The organism is Pseudomonas sp. HMSC065H01 (assembly GCF_001815235.1).
Classification (GTDB): domain Bacteria; phylum Pseudomonadota; class Gammaproteobacteria; order Pseudomonadales; family Pseudomonadaceae; genus Pseudomonas; species Pseudomonas aeruginosa.
This window is the reverse complement of the sequence record NZ_KV819937.1, coordinates 413,755-435,580: the sequence shown is the minus strand read 5'-3', so window position 1 is coordinate 435,580 and position 21,826 is coordinate 413,755. Positions and strand designations below refer to the sequence as shown.

At 66.8% G+C, this 21,826-nt stretch carries 20 protein-coding genes; 7 read left to right on the top strand and 13 right to left on the bottom strand.

Annotated features, from left to right (window positions below):
* Positions 1-312: 312 nt before the first annotated feature.
* The 6 genes from HMPREF3014_RS31455 to HMPREF3014_RS31430 form a co-directional block, all read right to left on the bottom strand.
* A complete protein-coding gene (locus tag HMPREF3014_RS31455) occupies positions 313-1,245 on the bottom strand; it encodes a bifunctional Delta(1)-pyrroline-2-carboxylate/Delta(1)-piperideine-2-carboxylate reductase (RefSeq protein WP_003099980.1) in 933 nt (310 codons plus the stop codon).
* Positions 1,246-1,315: 70 nt separating this feature from the next.
* Positions 1,316-2,032, bottom strand: coding sequence for an ABC transporter ATP-binding protein (locus HMPREF3014_RS31450; RefSeq protein WP_003095563.1), 717 nt, complete (start codon positions 2,030-2,032; stop codon positions 1,316-1,318).
* Positions 2,029-2,901 carry an ATP-binding cassette domain-containing protein gene (locus HMPREF3014_RS31445; protein WP_003095566.1) on the bottom strand — a complete coding sequence of 291 codons (873 nt, stop codon included), beginning with the start codon at positions 2,899-2,901 and terminating at the stop codon, positions 2,029-2,031. The genes HMPREF3014_RS31450 and HMPREF3014_RS31445 overlap by 4 nt, the downstream gene beginning before the upstream one ends.
* Complete coding sequence (gene livM / locus HMPREF3014_RS31440; protein WP_003161297.1) at positions 2,898-4,175, bottom strand: high-affinity branched-chain amino acid ABC transporter permease LivM; 1,278 nt, start codon at positions 4,173-4,175, stop codon at positions 2,898-2,900. Before livM ends, HMPREF3014_RS31445 begins: the two co-directional genes overlap by 4 nt.
* A gap of 10 nt (positions 4,176-4,185) precedes the next feature.
* Positions 4,186-5,100, bottom strand: coding sequence for an ABC transporter permease subunit (locus HMPREF3014_RS31435; RefSeq protein ID WP_003095571.1), 915 nt, complete (start codon positions 5,098-5,100; stop codon positions 4,186-4,188).
* 234 nt (positions 5,101-5,334) lie between these two features.
* A complete protein-coding gene (locus HMPREF3014_RS31430; RefSeq protein ID WP_003116179.1) occupies positions 5,335-6,459 on the bottom strand; it encodes a branched-chain amino acid ABC transporter substrate-binding protein in 1,125 nt (374 codons plus the stop codon).
* A gap of 619 nt (positions 6,460-7,078) precedes the next feature.
* On the opposite strand from HMPREF3014_RS31430, the gene HMPREF3014_RS31425 reads away from it, so the two are divergent.
* Complete coding sequence (locus HMPREF3014_RS31425) at positions 7,079-8,017, top strand: LysR substrate-binding domain-containing protein (protein WP_012614609.1); 939 nt, start codon at positions 7,079-7,081, stop codon at positions 8,015-8,017.
* A 56-nt stretch (positions 8,018-8,073) separates the two neighbouring features.
* Positions 8,074-9,699, top strand: a complete 1,626-nt coding sequence (locus HMPREF3014_RS31420) for a methyl-accepting chemotaxis protein (protein ID WP_003099990.1) — start codon at positions 8,074-8,076, stop codon at positions 9,697-9,699.
* A 46-nt stretch (positions 9,700-9,745) separates the two neighbouring features.
* Here HMPREF3014_RS31420 and HMPREF3014_RS31415 read toward each other — a convergent pair whose 3' ends face one another.
* Positions 9,746-10,441, bottom strand: coding sequence for an NUDIX domain-containing protein (locus HMPREF3014_RS31415; RefSeq protein ID WP_003095579.1), 696 nt, complete (start codon positions 10,439-10,441; stop codon positions 9,746-9,748).
* Positions 10,442-10,455: 14 nt separating this feature from the next.
* On the bottom strand, positions 10,456-11,058 hold the full coding sequence (locus HMPREF3014_RS31410) for an adenylyltransferase/cytidyltransferase family protein (protein ID WP_003125444.1): 603 nt from the start codon (positions 11,056-11,058) through the stop codon (positions 10,456-10,458).
* Positions 11,059-11,167: 109 nt separating this feature from the next.
* On the opposite strand from HMPREF3014_RS31410, the gene HMPREF3014_RS31405 reads away from it, so the two are divergent.
* The 4 genes from HMPREF3014_RS31405 (at position 11,168) to choE (ending at position 14,942) form a co-directional block, all read left to right on the top strand.
* Positions 11,168-11,827, top strand: coding sequence for a nicotinamidase (locus HMPREF3014_RS31405; RefSeq protein ID WP_023087854.1), 660 nt, complete (start codon positions 11,168-11,170; stop codon positions 11,825-11,827).
* Positions 11,828-11,829: 2 nt separating this feature from the next.
* Entirely contained in the window at positions 11,830-13,029 is a 1,200-nt protein-coding gene (gene pncB / locus HMPREF3014_RS31400) for a nicotinate phosphoribosyltransferase (RefSeq protein ID WP_003135529.1), read from the top strand.
* Between the two features lie 28 nt (positions 13,030-13,057).
* On the top strand, positions 13,058-13,885 hold the full coding sequence (gene nadE / locus HMPREF3014_RS31395) for an ammonia-dependent NAD(+) synthetase (RefSeq protein ID WP_003109458.1): 828 nt from the start codon (positions 13,058-13,060) through the stop codon (positions 13,883-13,885).
* A 133-nt stretch (positions 13,886-14,018) separates the two neighbouring features.
* The gene (choE, locus tag HMPREF3014_RS31390) at positions 14,019-14,942 is read left to right on the top strand and encodes a cholinesterase ChoE (protein WP_023087855.1); all 924 of its coding nucleotides are present in this window, start codon (positions 14,019-14,021) and stop codon (positions 14,940-14,942) included.
* 68 nt (positions 14,943-15,010) lie between these two features.
* Here the strand turns inward: choE and azu are convergent, their stop codons facing one another.
* Entirely contained in the window at positions 15,011-15,457 is a 447-nt protein-coding gene (gene azu, locus HMPREF3014_RS31385; protein WP_003095591.1) for an azurin, read from the bottom strand.
* A 275-nt stretch (positions 15,458-15,732) separates the two neighbouring features.
* Here azu and HMPREF3014_RS31380 point away from each other — a divergent pair, with 275 nt between their 5' ends.
* Positions 15,733-16,320 (top strand): LOG family protein, encoded by a 588-nt coding sequence (locus HMPREF3014_RS31380; protein ID WP_003123561.1) that lies wholly within the window; start codon positions 15,733-15,735, stop codon positions 16,318-16,320.
* Between the two features lie 12 nt (positions 16,321-16,332).
* Here the strand turns inward: HMPREF3014_RS31380 and HMPREF3014_RS31375 are convergent, their stop codons facing one another.
* From HMPREF3014_RS31375 to HMPREF3014_RS31360, 4 genes are all read right to left on the bottom strand, one after another.
* Positions 16,333-17,028 (bottom strand): peptidoglycan DD-metalloendopeptidase family protein, encoded by a 696-nt coding sequence (locus HMPREF3014_RS31375; protein WP_004352555.1) that lies wholly within the window; start codon positions 17,026-17,028, stop codon positions 16,333-16,335.
* Positions 17,029-17,214: 186 nt separating this feature from the next.
* Positions 17,215-18,066 carry a mechanosensitive ion channel family protein gene (locus HMPREF3014_RS31370; protein WP_003095599.1) on the bottom strand — a complete coding sequence of 284 codons (852 nt, stop codon included), beginning with the start codon at positions 18,064-18,066 and terminating at the stop codon, positions 17,215-17,217.
* Positions 18,067-18,316: 250 nt separating this feature from the next.
* Positions 18,317-19,252 (bottom strand): transglutaminase family protein, encoded by a 936-nt coding sequence (locus HMPREF3014_RS31365; protein ID WP_003100003.1) that lies wholly within the window; start codon positions 19,250-19,252, stop codon positions 18,317-18,319.
* The gene (locus HMPREF3014_RS31360) at positions 19,252-21,750 is read right to left on the bottom strand and encodes a circularly permuted type 2 ATP-grasp protein (protein ID WP_009877177.1); all 2,499 of its coding nucleotides are present in this window, start codon (positions 21,748-21,750) and stop codon (positions 19,252-19,254) included. Before HMPREF3014_RS31360 ends, HMPREF3014_RS31365 begins: the two co-directional genes overlap by 1 nt.
* Positions 21,751-21,826: the final 76 nt, after the last annotated feature.

Sequence of the window (21,826 nt, the reverse complement as noted above, 5' to 3'; positions counted from 1 at the left end):
TAGAGCCTCGCCGTGCCCGGTTGGCCATACAGTTGCGCACGAGTTTGCCGAGGCGTCTGCTCAAAAAACGACCAACCTCGCGGAACCCGCACCGTGCCTGGGCCGAAGCGAACAGCCACCAACTTGTCCACAGGGCGTCGCACAGTTTTCCTGAACAACTGTGGCAGCGGGATGACCACGCGTTGGGGATAAGTACCTGGCGCGAGCGCTGTTCATTTTCTGACCAGCCACGCATAACCCTCGCCGATTCGGGGGTTTGGCGGTTCTTACCCACCTTATCCACAAGCCCCCGCACAGAAATCCTGAACAACCTCAGGCGGCGTTATCCACAACCCGGCGCGCGGCGACCAGGTCCTCCAGCGCATAACCCACCGACTTGAACAGGGTGATTTCCCCGGGATCGCCGCGCCGCCCTGCCCCGCCCAGCAAGTCGCGCAGTTCGGTGGATATCGCCTCGCGCCCGATGGCGCCTTCGGCGATCGCCTGCAACAGGTCGCCGGCCTCTTCCAGCGCGCCTGCGCGGGTATCCACCACGACCCGCGCGCGCGCCACCGCCAGGGCGTCGGTCTCGCGCATGGACGGCAGGAAGGCGCCGACCAGGTCGAGATGGACGCCCGGCTTCAGCCATGCGCCGCGCACCAGCGCTTCGCGGGAGGTGGTAACGCAACTGACGCAGTCGGCCGCCTCCACCGCCGCGCGCAACCCGTCGGCCGCTCGCGCCGGGTAGCCCTCCTCGCGCAGCCGGGCGGCCAGCGCGGCGGCCTTGGCCGGATCGCGGCCCCAGATGTCGATGTGGCGATAGTCGCGCACGCAGGCGTGGGCCCGCACCATGTGCGCAGCCAGGGTTCCGCAGCCGACCACCAGCAGGCGCCGCGCATCGTCCCGCGCCAGGTAGTCGGCGGCCAGCGCCGAGCTGCAGGCGGTACGCCGGGCGGTCAGCTCCGAAGCCTCCAGCAACGCCAGCGGGCGACCGTCTTCGCCGTCGAACAGAGCGAACACCGCGGCCACCGCCGGCAGGCCACGCGCCCCATTGCCAGGGAACACCGTCACCAGTTTCACGCCGATCCCCGCGCCGGCTTGCCACACCGGCATCTGTAGCAGCGAGGCCTGCGCCGGCAAGGCATGGCAGTTGCGCAGCGGCGCGCTGCAAGGCTTGGCCAGGCCGATGCGCAACGCCTCGATCAGTTGTGGATAAGCCAGGCGCTCGGCGACCTCGGCGTTGCTGAAAAAGCGCAGGCTGTGCATAAGTCGAGTTTCCTCCGTGGCTCCAGGGCAGCGCCCGCCCCGGCGGCCAGGCAGCCGGGGCGGGGCGTGCTCAATGTCCGCCGAGATAGGCGTTGCGCACCTCCTGGTTGCCGAGCAGTTCTTCGCCGCTGCCGCTCATGCGGATTTCCCCGGTGACCATCACGTAGGCGCGGTCGGAGAGCTTCAGCGCATGGTTGGCGTTCTGCTCGACGAGGAAGATGGTCATGCCGCTCCTGGCCAGCTCGCGCAGGGTCTGGAAGATCTGCTTGACCACGATCGGCGCCAGGCCCAGGGAGGGCTCGTCGAGCAACAGCAACTTCGGCCGGCTCATCAGCGCGCGGGCGATGGCGAGCATCTGCTGCTCGCCGCCGGACATGGTCATGGCGCGCTGGTTGCGCCGCTCCTTCAGGCGCGGGAACAGCTCGAACATGCGCTGCATGTCCTCCTCGGCGTGGTCCATGCCGATGGGAATGGTACCCATCAGCAGGTTTTCCTCGACGCTCATGTCGGGGAACACCCGGCGTCCTTCCGGCGACTGCGCGATGCCGTTGGACGCCACGTAGTGCGCCGACTTCTGGCGGATGTCCTGGCCGCGATAGAGGATCTGCCCGGCCGCCGCACGCGGCTGGCCGAAGATCGACATCAACAGCGTCGACTTGCCCGCGCCGTTGGCGCCGATCAGGCTCACCGTCTCGCCCTCGTTGACCTGCAGCGAGACCTTCTTCAGCGCCTGGATCGGCCCGTAGAACACGTCCACCTCACGGAATTCCAGCAACGCCGCGCTCATGACAGCTCCTCTTCGTCGGCACCGAGATAGGCGGCGATCACCTTCTCGTCATGGCGGATCTGTTCGGGGTTGCCACGGGCGATCACGTCGCCGTGGTCGAGCACGATGATGTGGTCGGAGATGTTCATCACCATGCCCATGTCATGCTCGATCAGCAGTACGGTGATCCCGTGGTGGTCGCGCAGGTAGCGGACGATGTTGCTCAGGGCGTGGGTCTCGGCCGGGTTGAGGCCGGCGGCCGGTTCGTCCAGGCAGATGAGTTCCGGCCGCGTGCACATGGCCCGGGCGATCTCCAGGCGCCGCTGCTGGCCGTAGGACATCTCGCCGGCCAGGCGGTTGGCGCAGTCCACCAGGTCGACCACCTCCAGCCAGTAGAACGCGTGGTCCAGCGCCTCGCTCTCGGCGCGGCGATAGCCGGGAGTGTTGAGGATGCCGGCGAGCAGGTTGCGGTTGACGAACATGTGCTGCGCCACCAGCAGGTTCTCCACCACCGACATGTCCTTGAACAGGCGGATGTTCTGGAAGGTCCGCGCCAGCCCGGCGCGGTTCACCAGGTGGGTGCCGCCGAACATCTTGTAGTAGAGGCGACTGCCCAGTTGCGGCGGCTTGACGAAGTCGTCCAGCTGGAACGGCTCGCCGAGCACCTGGATGACGTCCGTGGTGCGCCCCTGGGTGTTGAGCAGGATGTTGCCGCCGGTGGCCTTGTAGAAGCCGGTGAGACAGTTGAACACGGTGGTCTTGCCGGCGCCGTTGGGGCCGATCAGCGCGGTGATCGAACCGCGCTCGACGTCGAGGTTGACGTCGTTGAGCGCCTTGATGCCGCCGAAGTGCATCATCAGGTGCTCGACGCTGAGGATCTTGTCGCTCATGGCGCCACCCCCTTGCGCGGGGCGAAGCCCACCCGGCTGATGCGGATCAGCCCGCGCGGCCGCCAGATCATCATCACCACCATGAGTATCCCGAGCAGCAGCACGCGGATGTCGGCGAAGCTGCGCAGCAGCTCCGGCGCCACGGTGAGGACGAAGGCGGCGATCACCACCCCGACCGTCGAGCCCATGCCGCCGAGCACGACGATGGCGAGGATCAGCGCCGACTCGAAGAAGTTGAACGAGGACGGGTTGACGAAGCCCTGGTAGCTGGCGAAGAACACCCCGGCCAGTCCCGCGGTGGAGGCGCCGAGCATGAACGCCGAGAGTTTCACCAGCACATGGTTGAGGCCCATCGCGCGACAGGCGATCTCGTCCTCGCGCAGCGCCTCCCAGGCGCGCCCGACCGGCATCCGGGTCAGCCGGTGCTTGATGTAGAGCACCAGCAGCACGACCAGGAACAGCACCACGTAGATGAACAGGAACTTCATGTTGGGGTTGTAGGCGATGCCGAGGAACTCGTGGATCGGCACCCCGCCATCCTTGGCCCGGCGGCCGAACTCCAGGCCGAGGAAGGTCGGCGCCGGCGCCGGCATGCCGTTCGGCCCGCCGGTGAAGGACAGCCAGTTGTTCAGTACCAGGCGGATGATCTCGCCGAAGCCCAGGGTGACGATCGCCAGGTAGTCGCCATGCATGCGCAACACCGGGAAGCCGAGGATCGCCCCGGCCACCGCGGCGGTCAGCGCGGCCAGCGGCAGGACGGTCCAGAAGCCCAGGCCGAGGTACTGGTAGCCCAGCGCCAGGCCATAGGCGCCAATGGCGTAGAAGGCCACGTAGCCGAGGTCGAGCAGCCCGGCGAGGCCGACCACGATGTTCAGGCCCAGGCCCAGCAGCACGTAGATCAGGCCGAGGATGACCACCGCCAGCAGGTACTTGCTGGCGAAGAACGGGAAGATCACCGCGGCCACCAGGATCAGCGGCACGATCCAGCGCAAGCGGGTCTTGTAGCCCGGCGGCAGGACGTGGACGCCGCTGCCAGCCCCCTCGAAGCGCTCCAGCACGGCGCGCCCGCCGCGGGTCTGCAGGTAGAGGCTGAGCAGGAAGCGCCCGGCCATCACGATCGCGATGATCCAGCCGACCCGCTCGTAATGCAGGTTGAAGCCGTAGCCGTCGAGGACCACGCCGACGATGGGGCCGAACACCACCAGGGCGATCAACCCGGAGAGCACGGCATCGACGACGCACTGCTTGAGATCGATGGAAGTCTCGTTGCTCATCGTCGTCCCCTTACACCTTGGCGATCTGCGGGCGGCCGAGCAGGCCCTGGGGACGGAAGATCAGGATCAGTACCAGCAACGAGAAGGCGAACACGTCCTTGTAGTCGGTGTTGACCATCCCCGAGAACTGCGCCTCGGCCACTCCCAGCACCAGGCCGCCGAGCATCGCCCCGGGCAGCGAGCCGATGCCGCCGAGCACCGCCGCGGTGAACGCCTTGATGCCGATGATGAAGCCGGCGTAGAAGTCGAAGGTGCCGTAGTTCATGGTGATCAGCACCCCGGCCAGGGCGGCCATCGCCGCGCCGATGACGAACACGTAGGAGATCACCCGGTCGGTGTTGATCCCCAGGATCGAAGCCATCTTGCGGTCCTGCTGGGTCGCCCGGCACATGCGCCCGAGCTTGGTGTAGCGGATCACGTAGGTCAGCACCGCCATGCCGATCAGCGAAGCGATCAGGATGAACAGCTTGGTGTAGGTGAGCTGGACGAAACCGTCGCCGACGTGGAATTTCAGGGCGCCGTCGAGCAGGGTCGGGATCCCCTGCTGGCGCGGTCCCTGCGCCACCTGCACGTAGTTCTGCAGGATCAGCGACATGCCGATCGCCGAGATCAGCGGCGCCAGGCGCGTGGAGTTGCGCAGCGGCTTGTAGGCGATGCGCTCGATCACCCAGCCGTAGGTGCAGGTCACCAGCACGGTGAACAGCAAGGTGCCGAGGATCAGCAGCGGGAAGTTCTGCAGGCCGAAGAAGGCCAGCAGGGCAAGGGCGATGGCCGACAGGTAGGCGGAGATCATGTACACCTCGCCGTGGGCGAAGTTGATCATGCCGATGATGCCGTAGACCATGGTGTAGCCGATGGCGATGAGGCCGTAGACCGAGCCGAGGGTCAGCCCGTTGATCATTTGCTGGAGGAAGATGCCGTCCATTTTTCAGTCTCTTCAGGGCGAATCGCGACGGCCTTTGTAAGGCGCGCCGGCGCTCGCCGGTGAAAGCGGACGGGTGCTACTGAAACGGCCCCGGATCGCGGGACTCCAGACCGACCACACGCAGACGTCTTCGGTGAATCCGCACTACGGCGGCAAGCACGGGCGAGCACTTCAGCAGCTCCCGGACTTACCCATGCGCCGGGCCTGTGCCCGGCGCATGGCGGTCGAGCGCGATCAGGGCAACTGGTGGTACTTGCCCTTGTCGTCCCACTCGTAGACCACGTAGTCGGAGACTTTCAGGTCGCCCTTCTTGTCCCATTCCTTCTTGCCCATCACGGTCTGCACCGGATGCGACTTCAGCCACTCGGCGGCCTTGGCCGGATCGTTGGCGCCGGCGCCGTTGAAGGCCGCCGCCAGGGACTGGATCGAGGCGTAGGAGTAGAGGGTGTAGCCTTCCGGCTCGAAACCGCCGGCACGGAATTTCTCCACCACCGCCTTGCCGTCGGGGATCAGCCGCGGGTCGGCGCCGAAGGTCATCAGCACGCCCTTGACGTACTGCGGACCGCCGGCGGTGGTCGCCAGTTCGTCGGTGACCACGCCGTCGTCGGACATGAACTTGGCGGTCAGTCCCTGTTCGCGCATCTGCCGTACCAGCGGACCGGCTTCCGGATGCAGGCCGCCGAAGTAGACGACCTCGGCACCGGAGGCGCGGATCTTGGTGACCAGCGCGTTGAAGTCCTTCTCGCCGCGAGTCAGGCCCTCGTAGAGAACCTCTTTCACGCCGAGCTTGTTCAGTTGCGCCCTGGTGGCGTCCGCCAGGCCCTGGCCGTAGGTGTCCTTGTCATGGATCACCGCGACCTTCTTGGCCTTGAGCACGTTGACGATATAGTCGCCGGCGACCACGCCCTGCTGGTCGTCGCGGCCGCACATGCGGAACATCCCGGAGAGTCCGCGCTCGGTGACCTGCGGGTTGGTGGAACCGGGGGTGATGGCGATGATCCCGGCCTCGTCGTAGACCTCGGATGCGGGGATGGTCGAAGAAGAGCAGAAATGGCCGACCACGGCGATGGCCTTGTCCTGGTCCACCAGGCGGTTGGCCACGGCCACGGCCTGCTTCGGTTCGCAGGCGTCGTCGGCCTTGACCAGCTTGATCTTCTCGCCGTTGATCCCACCCGCCGCGTTGATGTCTTCCGCCGCCTGGGACGCGCCGCGCCAGTATTGCTCGCCGAAGGAGGCGTTGGCGCCGGTATGCGGTCCGGCCACGCCGATCACGACGTCGGCCAGCGCATGCGTGGAAAGACCCATCACGGATGAAACCGCGAGAGCCAGGATGCCTTTTCTGAACAGCTTCTTGGACATGGGGTGTTGCTCCTGAGGATGATGTTGGCGCTCGTAACTACGATGTTGTTGTTGTGTTTCGCTCAACAGGCAGAGCAAGCGGCGTGCCATTCGTTTTTTTCCTGAGTGGCCGGCCACAAGAACTTTAGCCCTCCTTTCCGTTTTTATCTTTGTTATTGGAAATCAGTCATTTAGGCATTTCTCCGAATCCCCTTCGGAGAGCTACAGCCCAGGCTTCACAAGGCCTGAACCGTTCCTAGGAATAACTCTACAACGATATTGAAGCGGTTAGAAACTGCACGTCACTGGTGCGTTCCACGCACTAATTGAGGTCCTCTTTTTCAATGAAAGTGCAGGACAGAGCGGTTTTTAAAATTAATATGAACATGAACTTCCCGTAATTCGGTACTTGGCGGAAAAAGTCGATTCGAATACGACATGAACATATCCGTTAGCGACGCCACGTTCGGCGCAAAACCCTGTGACGGATTCGTCATAAGCCAGCGAATGCTCTATCGCGAGACTTGCCGGCAGTAATAAGCGTCGCGCGGCACTCCGGCAAGCGAGCTTTCCTCCCCACGTCATTCCGTTTATTCATATAACGCGTTCCGCCCGCTCCACCCGCGCCAGGAAACCCGCCATGCTGAACAAACGCCGCCTGCCGTCGATGACCGCCCTGCAATGCTTCGAAGCGGTAGCCCGGCACCTGAGCTTCACCCGCGCCGCCGAAGAGTTGAGCCTGACCCAGAGCGCCATGAGCAAGCAGGTCGCGCAACTCGAGGAGCAACTGCAGCACGCCCTGTTCCGCCGGGTGCGCAAGCGCTTGCAACTGACCCCGGCCGGCGAGCTGTACCTGGCCGAGGTACGACGCATCCTGCAACAGGTAGAGCTGTCCACCCGCTTCCTGCTTTCCTACGGCGGCGAGACCGAAGTGCTGCGAGTGGCGACCCCGCCGACCTTCGGCGCGCGCTGGCTGATCCCGCAACTGAACGGCTGGCGCCACCGCCACCCGAACATCCACCTCGACCTGCGCCAGGAACTGGAACCGGACGACCTGCGCCAGGGCCATTGCGACCTGGCGTTCTTCTTCGGCCCCGGCACCCTGCCGGGCGCCGAGTGCATCCGCCTGTTCGGCGAACAACTGGTGGCGGTCTGCGCGCCATCCCTGTTGCCGGCCGGCGGACTGGACGAACCGACCCAACTGGCGGAGCTGGTGCTGCTGCAGAACGCCAGCCGCGCGGAGGCCTGGCACGACTGGTTCGCCAGCCTGGAGCGAAATTGCCAGGGTTGCTACCACGGTCCACGCTTCGACACCTTCTACATGTGCATCCGCGCCGCCCAGGCCGGTTGCGGGGTAGCCCTGCTACCGCGCTTCCTGGTCGAGGAGGAACTCGCCGAAGGCAAGCTGGCGATCGCCTGGCCGCACGCCCTGCCCAGCCAGGAGGCCTACTACCTGGCCTATCCCGAGCATGCCGCGGAAGTCCCCAAGGTGCGCCATTTCATCGAGTGGATGGTAGAGCGCCTGGAGCAGGAGCAACCCTCAGCGGGCCCCCGCCAGACGCGCCACGGCCCGGTTTGACGTTTCCGCTGCGCGGAACCATCTTTACTCTCACTCGGTTCACCTCGGAACGTCCCATGCTCACTGGCGTCACGGTTCGAATCCGCCTGCTGGTCCTGGCGCTGCTACCGCTGACGATGCTCGTCACGGTCATCGCGATGGCGCTGGCCAACGCCAGTCGACTCGATGCCAGCTTCCAGGACCTTTTCAACAACCGGATGAAGCCCATCAGCCAGCTCAAGATCGTCGCCGACGCCGTTGCGGTCAGCGTGGTCGACGCCCTGCACAAGTACCGTGCGGGGGTCTTCGATGAAGAGCGCCTGCAGCAGGAGTTGAGTGGGGCGCTGTCGCGCATCGAGAAGTCGTGGGCCGACTATTCCGCAGACCACCGGACTGCCGCCGAGAAGGAAATCATCGAGTCGCTGGTCCCCACCCTGGAACGGGTCAAGCGGATGACCCTGGCATACGGCGAGCAGGCCAGGGCCGGAAGCCTGCGAAACGTCGAGGCCGGCACGTTCAATCGCGAGATGTATGGTGCGTTCGATCCGCTGGGAACCGCGCTGTCGACGCTGATCGACCTGCAGCTCAGTGAAGGCGCCAAGCTCAACGAGCAGATGGAGAAACGCTACGACTCCATGCGCACCACCTTCCTGCTCATCGGCGCCGCAGCCCTGGTCCTCATCGTCGCCGCGGCCTGGTTCATCAGCCTGTCGATCATGCGCCCGCTTTCCGATCTGCGCGGGGTGATCCGCCGCGTGCAGGACTCCTCGAATCTCACGCTCCGCGCCGATGCGCGCGGGCGCGACGAAGTGTCCGATACGGCGCGCGCCTTCAATATGATGCTGGAAAGCCAGCAGGCGCTGCTTCGGCATCTCGCCGAGACAGCCAGGAAGCTCACCATCACCTCGGACGAGATGAGTGCCATCAGCAACCAGGTCAGCCATGTCGCCACGTCCCAGGGCGACCAGACCGACATGGTCGCCACGGCGGTACACCAGATGAGCATGGCGGTCCAGGACGTGGCGCGGAACGCCCAGGCCGCCGCAGCCAGCGCGGAATCGGCGAACAGCGAGGCGCACACCGGAACCGGACTCGTGCATGCGAACCTCGACGCCATCCAGGGCCTGTCGGTCATGGTCGGAGAGGCGGGAGCCGTCATCGACACGCTACGCAACAAGACCGAGGAAATCAGCACCGTTCTGGAAGTCATCCAGAACATCGCCCAGCAAACCAACCTGCTCGCCCTCAATGCCGCGATAGAAGCCGCACGGGCGGGCGAGGCCGGACGCGGGTTCGCGGTGGTCGCCGATGAAGTGCGCAGCCTGGCCACCAATACGCACAAGGCCACCGAAACCATCCGCGAGATGATCGAAGCCCTGCAGGCAGGCGCCAGCAGCGCGGTCAGCGTGATGCAGCAGTCACGCGAGCAGGCCCAGGTCAGCGTCCAGCGCGCCCACGAGGCGGGAAAGGCGCTCGGTCTCATCGCCCAGGCGGTCGAAGGTATCGCCCAGAGCAACGCGCAGATATCCACGGCGACGGAAGAACAGACCGCCACCGCGAGCGAGGTCAGCCAGAACATCGACTCGCTCAATGCCAGCATCGGCGAAGTCGCCGAGGGCGCGGTGAAGACCTCCACCTCCAGTGTCGAGCTGGCGAAGCTGGCAAACGGACTGGAGCAGCAGATCCAGCGCTTCACCGTCTAGCAAGCGCGGCAGGGAGCGGCCTCACCGGCCCTGCCGCACCCGTTTGTCAGGACGCCAGCAGGCTGCGGTCGAAAACGAAGGCGCCGCCCGGCTTCGGGGTGAAATGCAGGACGTGTTGCGGGCGCCCCATGGGCGGACGCTGGCGTTCGCCGGTGTCCTCGACCCAGCCAGCCTCCTTCATCCGCTCCAGGCGCCCGCGCAGGCTGGAATGCTGGACTTCCTGGCCGATGGCGCACTCGAAGGCCTTCAGCGCCTCGGCCACGGTGAAGCGCGGCGCCAGCAGGAACAGCGGCAGGGCGCTGTACACCGACTTGCTCGCCAGGCGCTCGCAGGCCTGCTGTACCAGTTGGGCGTGGTCGAACGGCAGGGCGAAGCGCTCGCTGCGAACGTCGCGCAGCGGCACGAAGTCGAGGTCGTCGTCCTCCACCCGGGTGTCCGGACCGACCAGCACCAGGTAGAACACGCTCAGCGACCAGCCGCGCGGGTCGCGTACCGCGTTGCCGACCGTGGCCACCTGCTCGATGTAGGCCGGCTCCAGCCGCGCCTTGTCGCGCAGGGCGCGCACCGCCGCGTCGTCGAGGCTGTGGTCGGCGCTGCGGCCGTTGACCAGCACGCCGGGCAAGGCCCACTGGCCGGCGAAAGGCGCCTGGGCGCGGCGGATCAGCAACAGCTCCAGTCCGTGCCCGGGGTTCAGGCGCAACGCCACGATATCCACGCTGGCCAATACTTCCGCTGAACTCATCGTCACTCCTCTCTTCAGCCCGCCTGGCGTTCGCCGCCATAGCAGTGCAGTTCGTCCTTCACTTCCGGCAGGCACCAGGCCTCCGGTACCGCCAGCCCTTCACGCAGGCGCTGGCGGATCATCGAGCTGTGCAGCGGCAGCCGCTCCTCCGCCACCAGCCGGCCGAAGCGCCAGCACAATTCGGCGGCGCGTTCGAAGCGCGGCAGCTCCGCCTCGTTGTCGGCGCCGATCAGCAGGGCGATCCGCGGTGACGCCAGGCCGCTACGCGCGGCCAGCGCTTCCAGCAGGTCGATGCTGTAGACCGCCGGACAATCAGGCATCAATCCTGCTTCGATCGGTTCGCAATACACCCGCCGCGGATCGATCCGCCGGGCCAGCCGCGCCAGCCAGCGGCAGCGCAGCTCGAAATCGCCCATGCGCTTGCCGAAGGCGTGGCGGTGGCTCGGCACCAGGGCGACCCGTTCGGCGCAAAGCAGCGCCCGGCGGATCACCGACTCATGGCCGGGGTGCGGCGGGTCGAACGCCCCACCGTAGACCGCGAGGGCGAAGTCGGGGGCGCGTCCGCCGCTCATCCCGGCAGGCAGTCGGCGAATCCGGTAACTTATTTCATCACGCATAGAAAATACCTTCCACTGCGAAATTTTGTAGTACAAGTGCTTGACGACTTATTTCACGTGATGAATTATGTACCCACATTCAGCCCCAACCCGTCAAGCGGAGGCTTCCATGAATCGTCCCAGCAAGATCGCCAGCTTCGATGTCGACGCCCAGAAAGGCTTCACCCCGCTGTGCGCGGACGAACTGCCGGTGCCCGGCGGCGACGCCATCGGCGCCGCCCTCAACCAACTGGCCAGCCGCGCCGCGCTGCGCCTGGGCAGCAAGGACGCGCACAGCCCGAAGGCTGCCTGGGTAGTGGAAAGCGCCGAGCAGATGCTGCGGCCGCTGGCCTATCCGGATGCCGACCTGACCTGGGTGAGCCACTGCGTACCGGGTACGCCGGGTTTCGAGCTGCTCGACGAACTGCCGCGGCCGATCGACTACGACTTCTTCGTCTGGAAGGGCGTGGAGCCGGACCTGCATCCCTACGGCGCCTGCTACCACGATCTGGCGGAACGCCGCAGCACCGGGGTCATCGAATACCTGAGGCAGAATGGCGTGAGCCATGTGCTGGTGGGTGGCCTGGCGCTGGACTACTGCGTGAAGAACACCGCCCTGCAACTGCGCCGCGCCGGTTTCGAGGTGCTGCTCTACCTGCCCGCCTGCCGGGCCATCGCCGAGGACACCGCGCAGCGGGCCTGCGACGAGATGCGCGACGCCGGGGTGATCCTCTGCGCCGACCTGGAACGACTGGATAGCGCCCTCACCGGCGCCGACAAGGAGAAGTGAACATGGCCGAAAGCGTCTTTGCCGAGCGCATCGTGCAGAACCTGCTCGATACCGATTTCTACAAGCTGACCATGATGCAGGCGGTGCTGCACAACTACCCCAACGCCGAAGTGGAGTGGGAATTCCGCTGCCGCAACGCCGAGGACCTGCGTCCGTACCTGGCGGAGATCCGCTACCAGATCGAGCGCCTCGCCGAAGTCGAGGTAACCGCCGACCAACTCGCCTTCCTCGAACGCATCCCGTTCATGAAGCCGGACTTCATCCGCTTCCTCAGCCTGTTCCGCTTCAACCTGCGCTACGTGCACACCGGCATCGAGGATGGCCAACTGGCAATCCGCCTGCGCGGCCCATGGCTGCACGTGATCCTCTTCGAGGTGCCGCTGCTGGCCATCGTCAGCGAGGTGCGCAACCGTTATCGCTACCGCGAGGTGGTCCTGGAACAGGTCGGCGAGCAGCTCTACCGCAAGCTCGACTGGCTCTCCGCCCAGGCCAGCAGCGAGGAACTCGCGGAATTCCAGGTCGCCGACTTCGGCACCCGCCGGCGCTTCTCCTACCGCACCCAGGAGGAAGTGGTGCATATCCTCAAGCGCGACTTCCCCGGGCGCTTCGTCGGCACCAGCAACGTGCACCTGGCCCGCGAGTACGATCTCAAGCCGATCGGCACCATGGCCCACGAATGGCTGATGGCCCACCAGCAACTCGGCCCGCGGCTGGTCGACAGCCAGCAAGCGGCACTGGACTGCTGGGTCCGCGAGTACCGCGGACAGCTCGGCATAGCCCTGACCGACTGCATTACCATGGATGCCTTCCTCGACGACTTCGACCTGTACTTCGCCAAGCTCTTCGACGGCCTGCGCCACGATTCGGGCGACCCGCTGGCCTGGGCGGAGAAAGCCATCGCCCACTACCGCCGCCTGGGTATCGACCCGCTGAGCAAGACCCTGGTGTTCTCCGACGGGCTGGACATGCCCAAGGCGTTGCAGCTGTTCCGCGCGCTACGTGGCAAGATCAACGTCAGCTTCGGCATCGGCACCAACCTGACCTGCGACATCCAGGGAGTCGAGCCGATGAACATCGTCCTGAAGATGACGGCCTGCAACGGCCATCCGGTGGCGAAGATATCCGACGCCCCGGGCAAGACCCAATGCCGCGACGAGAACTTCGTCGCCTACCTCCGCCACGTCTTCAACGTGCCGGCCTAATCCTTTCGCACCTAACGGGAGCCCGAACATGCAACAGATCCAACGCGACATCGCCCAAGCCCTGCAGGTCCAGCCGCCGTTCCAGTCGGAGGCCGACGTGCAGGCGCAGATCGCCCGGCGCATCGCCTTCATCCAGCAGTGTCTGAAGGATGCCGGGCTGAAGACCCTGGTGCTGGGGATCAGCGGCGGCGTCGACTCGCTCACCGCCGGCCTGCTGGCCCAGCGCGCCGTCGAGCAACTGCGCGAGCAGACCGGCGACCAGGCCTACCGCTTCATCGCCGTGCGCCTGCCCTACCAGGTGCAGCAGGACGAGGCCGATGCCCAGGCTTCGCTGGCGACCATCCGCGCCGACGAAGAGCAGACCGTCAACATCGGTCCTTCGGTGAAAGCCCTGGCGGAACAGCTGGAAGCCCTGGAAGGACTCGAGCCGGCGAAGAGCGACTTCGTCATCGGCAATATCAAGGCGCGCATCCGCATGGTCGCCCAGTACGCCATCGCCGGCGCCCGCGGCGGCCTGGTGATCGGCACCGACCATGCCGCCGAGGCGGTCATGGGGTTCTTCACCAAGTTCGGCGACGGCGCCTGCGACCTCGCTCCGCTCAGCGGCCTGGCCAAGCATCAGGTACGCGCCCTCGCCCGCGCCCTCGGCGCTCCGGAGAACCTGGTGGAGAAGATCCCCACCGCCGACCTCGAGGACCTGCGCCCCGGCCATCCGGACGAGGCTTCCCACGGCGTCACCTATGCCGAGATCGACGCCTTCCTGCACGGCCAGCCGCTGCGCGAGGAAGCCGCGCGGGTGATCGTCGACACCTACCACAAGACCCAGCACAAGCGCGAACTGCCGAAGGCGCCCTGAGCCTCCCGGTCCGTGCGGCAGGCCCGTCGTCGACGGGCCTTTGTCGCGGGCGGGAATGTACCTGTCGCAACCAGGTCTTCAAGTCCGCGCGGCGGCGCGCTAGAAGGAAGCTGTATCCCTGCGAAGGCCAGCCATGTGCACCCGTCTCCCCGCCCTGCTCCTCGGTGTCCTGCTGGCCGGCCAGGCCTGCGGACACACATCCCCGCTGCTCGCGCCGGTACGGCAGATCCACGCCTTCGGCGACAGCTATTCGGACAACGGCGAAAGCCAGCGACTGACCCGCGAGATGCTCGCCAAGGGCATCGCCGGCGCCCAGGCATTGCCCGGCGAAGTCTACTGGCAGGGCCGCTGGAGCAACGGCCCGACCGCCGTCGAGGTACTCGCCCGCCAGCTCGGCGCACAACTGGCCGACCATGCGGTGGGCGGCGCCAAGAGCGGAGCGGACAACTACTACGGCTGGATGAGCGCCTACCGCCATACCGGCCTCGCCGGCCAGGTCGACGCCTACCTCGCCACGCTGGACGGCAAGCCGGTCGATGGCCAGGCGCTGCACTTCATCTTCGTCTCCGCCAACGATTTCTTCGAGCACGAGGATTTCGCCGGCGAGCAGCCCCTGGAACAACTGGCCGGCAGCAGCGTGGCGAACATCCGCGCCGCGGTGCAGCGTCTCGGAGAGGCCGGCGCACGACGCTTCCTGGTGGTCAGTTCGACCGACCTGAGCGTGGTCCCGGCGGTGGTCGCCGGTAACCGGGTCGAGCGGGCGCAGCGCTACCTGCAGGCAGTCAACGCCAGCCTGCCGATCCAGCTCGCTGCCCTGCGCAAGACCCGCGGCCTGGAGCTGAGCTGGTTCGACCATCTCACCTTCAGCCGCCACTTGCGGCGCAACCCGGCGCGCTATGGCCTGGTGGAGCTGGACGCGCCCTGCCAGCCGACCCAGCCCAGCGTCCGCCCGGCCTGCGCCAACCCGGACCAGTACTACTTCTGGGACGAGTGGCATCCGACCCGGCGCGTGCACCAACTGGCCGGCGAGGCGATGGCGGCACGCTACGCGCGCTGAGCCCGGCGCGCGCCCATGAAAAAGCCCGGCAGCGGCCGGGCTTTTTCATGCAGCGGATCGCTCGCGCATCACTTCAGGGTCAGGGTGCCCTTCATCAGCGCGGAGTGGCCCGGGAAGGTGCAGAAGAACATGTACTGCTCGCCTTCCTTCAGCTTGGAGACGTCGAAGGTCACCGAGTCCTTCTCGCCCGAGCCGATCAGCTTGGTGTGGGCGATGACGCGGCTGTCGTCGGGCTTCAGGTAATCCTTGTCCAGGCCGGAAGCCATGCCGTCGGTGACCACGCCCTGCATGTCGGCGGCGGTGCTCAGTACCCAGTTGTGGCCCATGACGTTCTTCGGCAGGTTGCCGGGGTGGGACAGGTTGACGGTGAACTGCTTGCAGCTCTTGTCGACGGTGATGGCATTGGTGTTGAACTGCATCTGGTCGTTACCCTGGATGTCCACCGAGCACTCGGCAGCCAGCAGCGGCGCACTGAGCAGGGACAGCAGGGATACCGCAGCGAGTTTACGTAGCATGGAGCAGCCTCCTAGGCAGGTTGGGCGATGAATCCTGAAAGAGCAGACTGCCCGATCGGGCACCGAGTTCCACTGATTCAGGTCAAACCCGAACCGGACGTGGCGGGGCATCGAGCGGGATCTGCCCGGCGTTTACTACGGGGAACTCCTGTTTTAGCACAGATGTGCCGCTTCGCGCCTGCGACGCAACGTCCGGCAACGCTTCGCACGGCTTGGTCGAAGCGCTCCCAGCCGCTACCCTGTGCGCCTTTTTCCACCCCCGACAGGAGTCGATCATGACCTTGCGTTCCGTCTGCGTATTCTGTGGCGCCAGCCCCGGCGCTTCCCCGGTCTACCAGGAAGCCGCCGTGGCCCTCGGCCGGCACCTGGCCGAGCGCGGCCTGACCCTGGTCTACGGTGGCGGCGCGGTCGGTCTGATGGGCACCGTGGCGGACGCCGCATTGGCCGCCGGCGGCGAAGTGATCGGGATCATCCCGCAGAGCCTGCAGGAGGCCGAGATCGGCCACAAGGGCCTGACCCGCCTGGAAGTGGTAGACGGCATGCACGCGCGCAAGGCACGCATGGCCGAACTGGCCGACGCCTTCATCGCCCTGCCCGGCGGGCTCGGCACCCTGGAAGAGCTGTTCGAGGTCTGGACCTGGGGCCAACTGGGCTACCACGCCAAGCCGCTGGGCCTGCTCGAAGTGAACGGTTTCTACGACCCGCTGCTGACTTTCCTCGACCACCTGGTCGACGAACGTTTCGTCCGCGCCGAACACCGCGGCATGCTGCAGCGCGGCGCCAGCCCGGCGGCGCTGCTCGATGCCCTCGCCGCCTGGACGCCGAGCGTGGCGCCGAAGTGGGTCGACCGCACCCCGCAGTGATCCGCTCCTCTCTCAGGACGGCGGCAGCAGGCTCAGCGGGTCGAGCGGCCGGCCGTTCTGGCGGATCTCGAAGTACAGCTGCACCCGGTCGGCATCCGAGGAACCGGCCTCGGCGATCTTCTGGCCCTTGCCGACCATCTGCCCCTCCTTCACCAGCAAGCGGCTGTTGTGCGCGTAGGTGCTGGTGTACGAGGTACCGTGCTGGATGATCACCAGGTTGCCGTAGCCACGCATGTTGTTCACCGCGAACACCACCTTGCCGGCCAGCGAGGCCTGCACCGGCTGGCCCAGGGTGCCGGCGATGCGGATGCCCTTGTTGAGCTTGTCGGAACTGGAGAAGCGGCGGATCACCGGCCCCTTCATCGGCCACTGCCAGCCGCGCAGGGTCACCGACGGCGGCGGAGGCGGCGGCTTGCGCGCACGGGTGTTAGACGAGGAGCGGCTGCTGGCGACGTAGGTCGACTTGCGCCCGTCGAAGCGCACCACCTGGCCGACCTTGACCGCGTAGGGCGGGCGGATGCCGTTGGCGCGCGCCAGGTCCTTGTAGTTCCAGCCGTGCCGGGTGGCGATCGAATAGAGGGTGTCGCCGCGCTTGACGCGATACTCGCCGCGCATGACCTTCGGCACCGACGCCCCCGGGCCGGGAGCCTTGGAGCTGCACGCGGATACCGCCAGCAGGACGGCGATCAAGAGCAATCTGAAGAACACACGGAATCCTTTTCCCGATGAAACCCGGCCGGCTGCGGCGACGGTTGCAGGCCCGCACTATACCTTGTTCGCCGGGGTGCCCGTTGGACTCGCCGATGGCCCGTTTTCTCCGCGCGGCCCGCCACCCGGTCCGCGCACAAACGCCAACGCCCCGCAGGACGGGGCGTCGGTGCCGAGCGGGAAACGTCAGGCGCCGGCGGACTGCTGCACGATCACCGTCTGCGCCGGCATCGGTGCCGGGAAGTCGGCGCCGAGGGCGTCCTTGATCACCTTGTTGGTATCGAAATAGACCTGCCAGTAATGGTCGTTGTGGCAATACGGGCGCACCGCCAACACCGGCCCGACCAGGTTGAACTCGAGGATCTCCACGTCCACCGGCGGCTCGCCGAGCACGTTGGGAATCGCCGCGACGCGCTGCTTGAGCAGGGCGATGGCCGCCTGGTAGTCGGCGGCACCGGAAAGCTGCGCCTTCAACTCGACCCGGCGGAACGGGTTGTGGGTGAAGTTCTGGATGTTGTCGCCGAATATCTTGTTGTTGCCGACCATGGTCAGCACGTTGTCCGGAGTGTTGATCGCCGTGGTGAACAGGCCGATCTCCTTGACCGTGCCGGTCACTCCGCCGGCGCAGATGAAGTCGCCGACCTTGAACGGCCGCAGGACGATGATGAAGCCGCCGGCCGCCAGGTTCGCCAGCAATCCCGACCAGGCCATGCCAATGGCCAGGCCGACCGCCGCGATCAGCGCCGCCAGGCTGGTGGTCTGGATGCCGAAGAAACCGAGGATGCCCACCACCAGCAGCACGTTCAGGGTCACCGTGATGAACGAACCCACGTAGCGCAGCACGGTGGGATCGACCTTTTGCCGCTCGAGGGATTTCTGCACCATGCCGACGGCGAAGCCGATCAGCCAGCGGCCGATCACCCAGAAGGCGATGGCCGCGAGAATCTTGATGCCGAAGGCGAAGGCGTACTGGGACACCGTCGCCCAGAGCGCGTTGATCTTCTCGGTACCTACGTTGACGATCGTCGTGTCATCCATATCGCTCACCGTGCGCAAGGAAGGAGTCTGGCTCCGTACGAGAACCGCCCCTGGCACCGGAAAGGCAGGCTCCGGCCCTTGGCCCGACAACGTCCGTAGCGGATTCTGGAAAAGCTAGCACGGCGCCGCGAATTTGCCGGAGCACCGCTTCGTTGTCCCCAAACGGCGTGGGCGAGGCTGTGGACAACCTGGGTGAAAAGGTCCGGGAGTCCCGGGCGGCAGGGCCTCCGCGAGACCGATCGCTTTTTGATCAGCCGGCTGTTTCCTGTAGCGGCAGCACCGTCACCCGCACCTCCGGGTCATGGCTACCGCCACCGAGGATCACCCCGCGCAACGGCGACACATCGGAAAAATCCCGCCCCCAGGCCAGGGTGATGTGCTCCAGGTCGGGCAACAGGTCGTTGGTCGGGTCGAAATCCACCCAGCCGTTCTCCGGGCAATACAGCGAGACCCAGGCATGCGAGGCGTCGGCACCGATCAGTCGCGCCTGTCCGGGCGGCGGGCGGGTCAGCAGGTAGCCGCTGACGTAGCGCGCCGCCAGTCCGCGCGCGCGCAGGCAGGCGAGCATCAGGTGGGCGAAGTCCTGGCAGACCCCGCGACGGCGCTCCAGCACTTCGTCCAGCGGCGTCGCCACCTGGGTGGCCTGCGCATCGAAGGCGAACTCGCGGAAGATCTTCTCCATCAGTGCCGCCGCCGCCACCAGCAACGGCCGTCCGGGCGGGAAGCAGTCGGCGGCGAACTCGGCGAATCGCCGCTGGATGCGCACATAGGGCGACTCGACGCGATAGCGGCAGGCTTCCAGCTCGGCGGCGGACAGCGCCCGCCCGGAAAATGCCAGCCCGGCGGCGACGGTTTCCCATGCCGGCGACGCGGTCAGTTGCGCCGGCGCATGGGCAAACACTTCGACCTGCAGTCGCGCGCTGACCCGCAGCGCCTCGTGGGGACGCTCGAAGGCCAGCCGGCTCAGCGGATTGCCGAATGCGTCGTGGCCATCCTCGCGCCGGCTCGGCCCCGGCTCGATCAGCAGTGCCCGCTCATGACAGGCCTGCCAGGCGCATTCGCGTGGCCAGAGATGCGCCAGTTGCCGCGACAGCGAGACCGGCGTCGCATAGCGGTAATGGGTGTCGTGCAGCACCTGGTAGCGGGCGCCCTGGAGCGGAACGGAGCGAAGCGCGGGTGCGGACATCAGGTGGATACCGTTCTCTGGCTGACATCGTCGACATGGGCGAAATAGCGCAAGCCTAGCCGATCGGAGACCTGTCCGGCGCAGGCGGCGATGTCGCGCAGCAGTCGCGCCAGCCCGACGAGCACCTCGTCGAGTCCTGCCGCGCCGAACAGCGGGCTTTCCAGGGCCGCCAGATCGAAGCTGCGCAGGCGTTCGCCCAGGGTCCTGAGTTCCCGCTCGCGTGGCGCGCCGAACTCCTCGTGCAGGCGCTCCAGCGAACGCTCCAGGGCCTGCAACTGGAAGCGCAGCGAGTGCGGGTTCTGCTCGTGCAACAGGAGCAGGTCGAGCACCGGGACCAGCTGCGGCGACGCCAGGTAGCGCGAGCGGTAGGTGATGCCGCTGTTACCCAGCTCCAGCAGCCACTCCAGCGCGCCGGCGTCCCAGGCGCTACCGCCGTCGAGGAAGGCGGCGATGCTCTCGGCGAAGAAGCGCACGCGCTCGATGCGCCGGCCGATCATCAGGAAACGCCAGCCGTCGTCGCGGGTCATGTCGTCGAGGGCGAAACCGGACAACGCGGCCAGGGACATCACTAGCCGGTTGAGGAAGTCCAGCGCTTCGCCGAGGTCGGTGCGTGCCGGATCGAGCGCCTGCATGTCGCGTTGCAGCTCCAGCAAGGCCAGCCAGTTCTCCCCGGACAAGCGCCCGCGCACCTGCGCCGCCGCCCAGTGCAGGCGCCGCAGGTTGGCGCACAGGCTCGCCGGCCAGTGCTCGTCGAGCAACGCCCGCAACAGGCACCTTTCCAACGGCTCGCCATCCCCGGGCAGCAGGCCGATGCCGCCGGCCAGGGCCAGGGCGCTGCGCAACGCCTCTTCGTCGCCATCGGCATCCACGTAGCGCGACAGCACCACCCGCAACAGGCGCGCATGGTCGTCGCAACGCTCGGCATAGCGGCCGTACCAGAACAGGTTCTCCACCACCCGCGACGGCAGGTAGGGGTCTTCGCGGACCAGGTCGCGCACGCCGAGCCGGCGCGGTCGCAACGGCTCGCCGCCGACTGCTCGCTCGGCCAGCACCCAGGTGTCCTTGCTCGCCCCGCCGCGCTGCATCGACACCACTTCGGCGTCCGCCGCCGAGGCTACGCGGGTCAGGCCGCCGGGCATCACCCAGTAGCGGCCGTCGCTGGCGGCGACGGCGAATACGCGCATGCCGATGGCCCGCGACTGCAGGCCGACGCCGGCCTTGCCGTCGCGCCAGACCGGTGCCTGGGACAACTGCGCCAGGCGTTGCGCCACGTAGGCCTGCGGGCGCTCGCGCAAGCGCTCGCCGAGGGATGCCAGGCCGGCACTGTCGAGGGCGTGGCCGAACAGAGGTTCGCAGCGCTGGCCGGGAAAGGCCGGCTTGATCACCAGGTCGGGCAGTGCCGCGAGTATCGCCTCGAGGGCTTGCGGCTCGCCGCACCAGCGGGTGTCGAGCGAGGGCAGCGCCAGTTCCTCGCCAAGCAGGCGGCGACAGGCCTGCGGCAGGAAGCCGAGCAGGCCGGGCGACTCCAGCACTCCGCTGCCCAGTGCGTTGGCCACCAGCACGCGTCCCTGGCGTACCGCCTCGAGCAGGCCGGGAATGCCCAGCGCCGAGTCGGTACGTAATTCCAGTGGGTCGCAGAAATCGTCATCGAGGCGCCGCAATACCGCGTGCACCCGTTTCAGGCCGCCGAGGGTCTTGAGATAGAGGGTGGCGTCGCGCACCGTCAGGTCGTGCCCCTCGACCAGCGGAAAACCGAGCTGGCGCGCCAGGTAGAGATGCTCGAAGTAGGTTTCGTTGAAACGTCCGGGAGTCAGCAGCACCACCAGCGGCGTCTCGCCGTCGCCGGCGGCCTGGCTGGCGAGGGTCTCCTGCAGGGTGCGGAAATACCCGGCGAGATGCTGCACGCGCAGGTCGCGATAGAGTTCCGGCAAGGCCCGCGAGACGATCTGCCGGTTCTCCAGCGCATAGCCCGCGCCGGACGGAGCCTGGGTGCGGTCGGCAAGGACCTGCCAGCGTCCGTCGGCATCGCGCGCCAGGTCCACGGCATAGCTGTGCAGGAAAATCCCGCCGGGCGGCCGGATGCCGAGCGCCGGCCAGAGGAAGTTCGGATGGCCGAAGACCAGTTCGCTGGGCAGCAGCCCTTCGGCGAGCAGACGCTGGTCGCCGTACAGGTCGGCCAGCAGCGCATTGAGCAGCCGAGCACGCTGCGCCACACCAGCGGCGATCGGCTCCCACTCGGCGGCGGACAGCAGGTTCGGCAGAAGGTCCAGCGCCCAGGGGCGGTCGGTGCCCTTGGGATCGGCGTAAACGTTGTAGGTGACGCCGTTCTCCTGGATCTGCCGTTCCACCAGGGCCTGGCGCTGGCGCAATTGCTCAGGGCTGCTGCGCTCCAGTTGGCGGAACAGCCGCTGCCAATGGGGACGCACGCCGCCCTGGCGATCGAGCAACTCGTGGTAGGCCGTATCGGTGAACGGATAGTGGGCAAGCAGCTCGGGCATCGAAGGCTCGCGGGGCTGGGGTTGCGGTCACTGTAGCGGAGTCGGCGGCGCGACGCCGGAGCGAAGCGACGAGGCG

Excerpts from the sequence above, each read along its gene's own strand:
- HMPREF3014_RS31455 (WP_003099980.1), bottom strand. The coding sequence starts at position 1,245 with ATGCACAGCCTGCGCTTTTTCAGCAACGCCGAGGTCGCCGAGCGCCTG.
- HMPREF3014_RS31450 (WP_003095563.1), bottom strand. The coding sequence starts at position 2,032 with ATGAGCGCGGCGTTGCTGGAATTCCGTGAGGTGGACGTGTTCTACGGG.
- HMPREF3014_RS31445 (WP_003095566.1), bottom strand. The coding sequence starts at position 2,901 with ATGAGCGACAAGATCCTCAGCGTCGAGCACCTGATGATGCACTTCGGC.
- livM (WP_003161297.1), bottom strand. The coding sequence starts at position 4,175 with ATGAGCAACGAGACTTCCATCGATCTCAAGCAGTGCGTCGTCGATGCC.
- HMPREF3014_RS31435 (WP_003095571.1), bottom strand. The coding sequence starts at position 5,100 with ATGGACGGCATCTTCCTCCAGCAAATGATCAACGGGCTGACCCTCGGC.
- HMPREF3014_RS31430 (WP_003116179.1), bottom strand. The coding sequence starts at position 6,459 with ATGTCCAAGAAGCTGTTCAGAAAAGGCATCCTGGCTCTCGCGGTTTCA.
- HMPREF3014_RS31425 (WP_012614609.1), top strand. The coding sequence starts at position 7,079 with ATGCTGAACAAACGCCGCCTGCCGTCGATGACCGCCCTGCAATGCTTC.
- HMPREF3014_RS31420 (WP_003099990.1), top strand. The coding sequence starts at position 8,074 with ATGCTCACTGGCGTCACGGTTCGAATCCGCCTGCTGGTCCTGGCGCTG.
- HMPREF3014_RS31415 (WP_003095579.1), bottom strand. The coding sequence starts at position 10,441 with ATGAGTTCAGCGGAAGTATTGGCCAGCGTGGATATCGTGGCGTTGCGC.
- HMPREF3014_RS31410 (WP_003125444.1), bottom strand. The coding sequence starts at position 11,058 with ATGCGTGATGAAATAAGTTACCGGATTCGCCGACTGCCTGCCGGGATG.
- HMPREF3014_RS31405 (WP_023087854.1), top strand. The coding sequence starts at position 11,168 with ATGAATCGTCCCAGCAAGATCGCCAGCTTCGATGTCGACGCCCAGAAA.
- pncB (WP_003135529.1), top strand. The coding sequence starts at position 11,830 with ATGGCCGAAAGCGTCTTTGCCGAGCGCATCGTGCAGAACCTGCTCGAT.
- nadE (WP_003109458.1), top strand. The coding sequence starts at position 13,058 with ATGCAACAGATCCAACGCGACATCGCCCAAGCCCTGCAGGTCCAGCCG.
- choE (WP_023087855.1), top strand. The coding sequence starts at position 14,019 with ATGTGCACCCGTCTCCCCGCCCTGCTCCTCGGTGTCCTGCTGGCCGGC.
- azu (WP_003095591.1), bottom strand. The coding sequence starts at position 15,457 with ATGCTACGTAAACTCGCTGCGGTATCCCTGCTGTCCCTGCTCAGTGCG.
- HMPREF3014_RS31380 (WP_003123561.1), top strand. The coding sequence starts at position 15,733 with ATGACCTTGCGTTCCGTCTGCGTATTCTGTGGCGCCAGCCCCGGCGCT.
- HMPREF3014_RS31370 (WP_003095599.1), bottom strand. The coding sequence starts at position 18,066 with ATGGATGACACGACGATCGTCAACGTAGGTACCGAGAAGATCAACGCG.
- HMPREF3014_RS31365 (WP_003100003.1), bottom strand. The coding sequence starts at position 19,252 with ATGTCCGCACCCGCGCTTCGCTCCGTTCCGCTCCAGGGCGCCCGCTAC.
- HMPREF3014_RS31360 (WP_009877177.1), bottom strand. The coding sequence starts at position 21,750 with ATGCCCGAGCTGCTTGCCCACTATCCGTTCACCGATACGGCCTACCAC.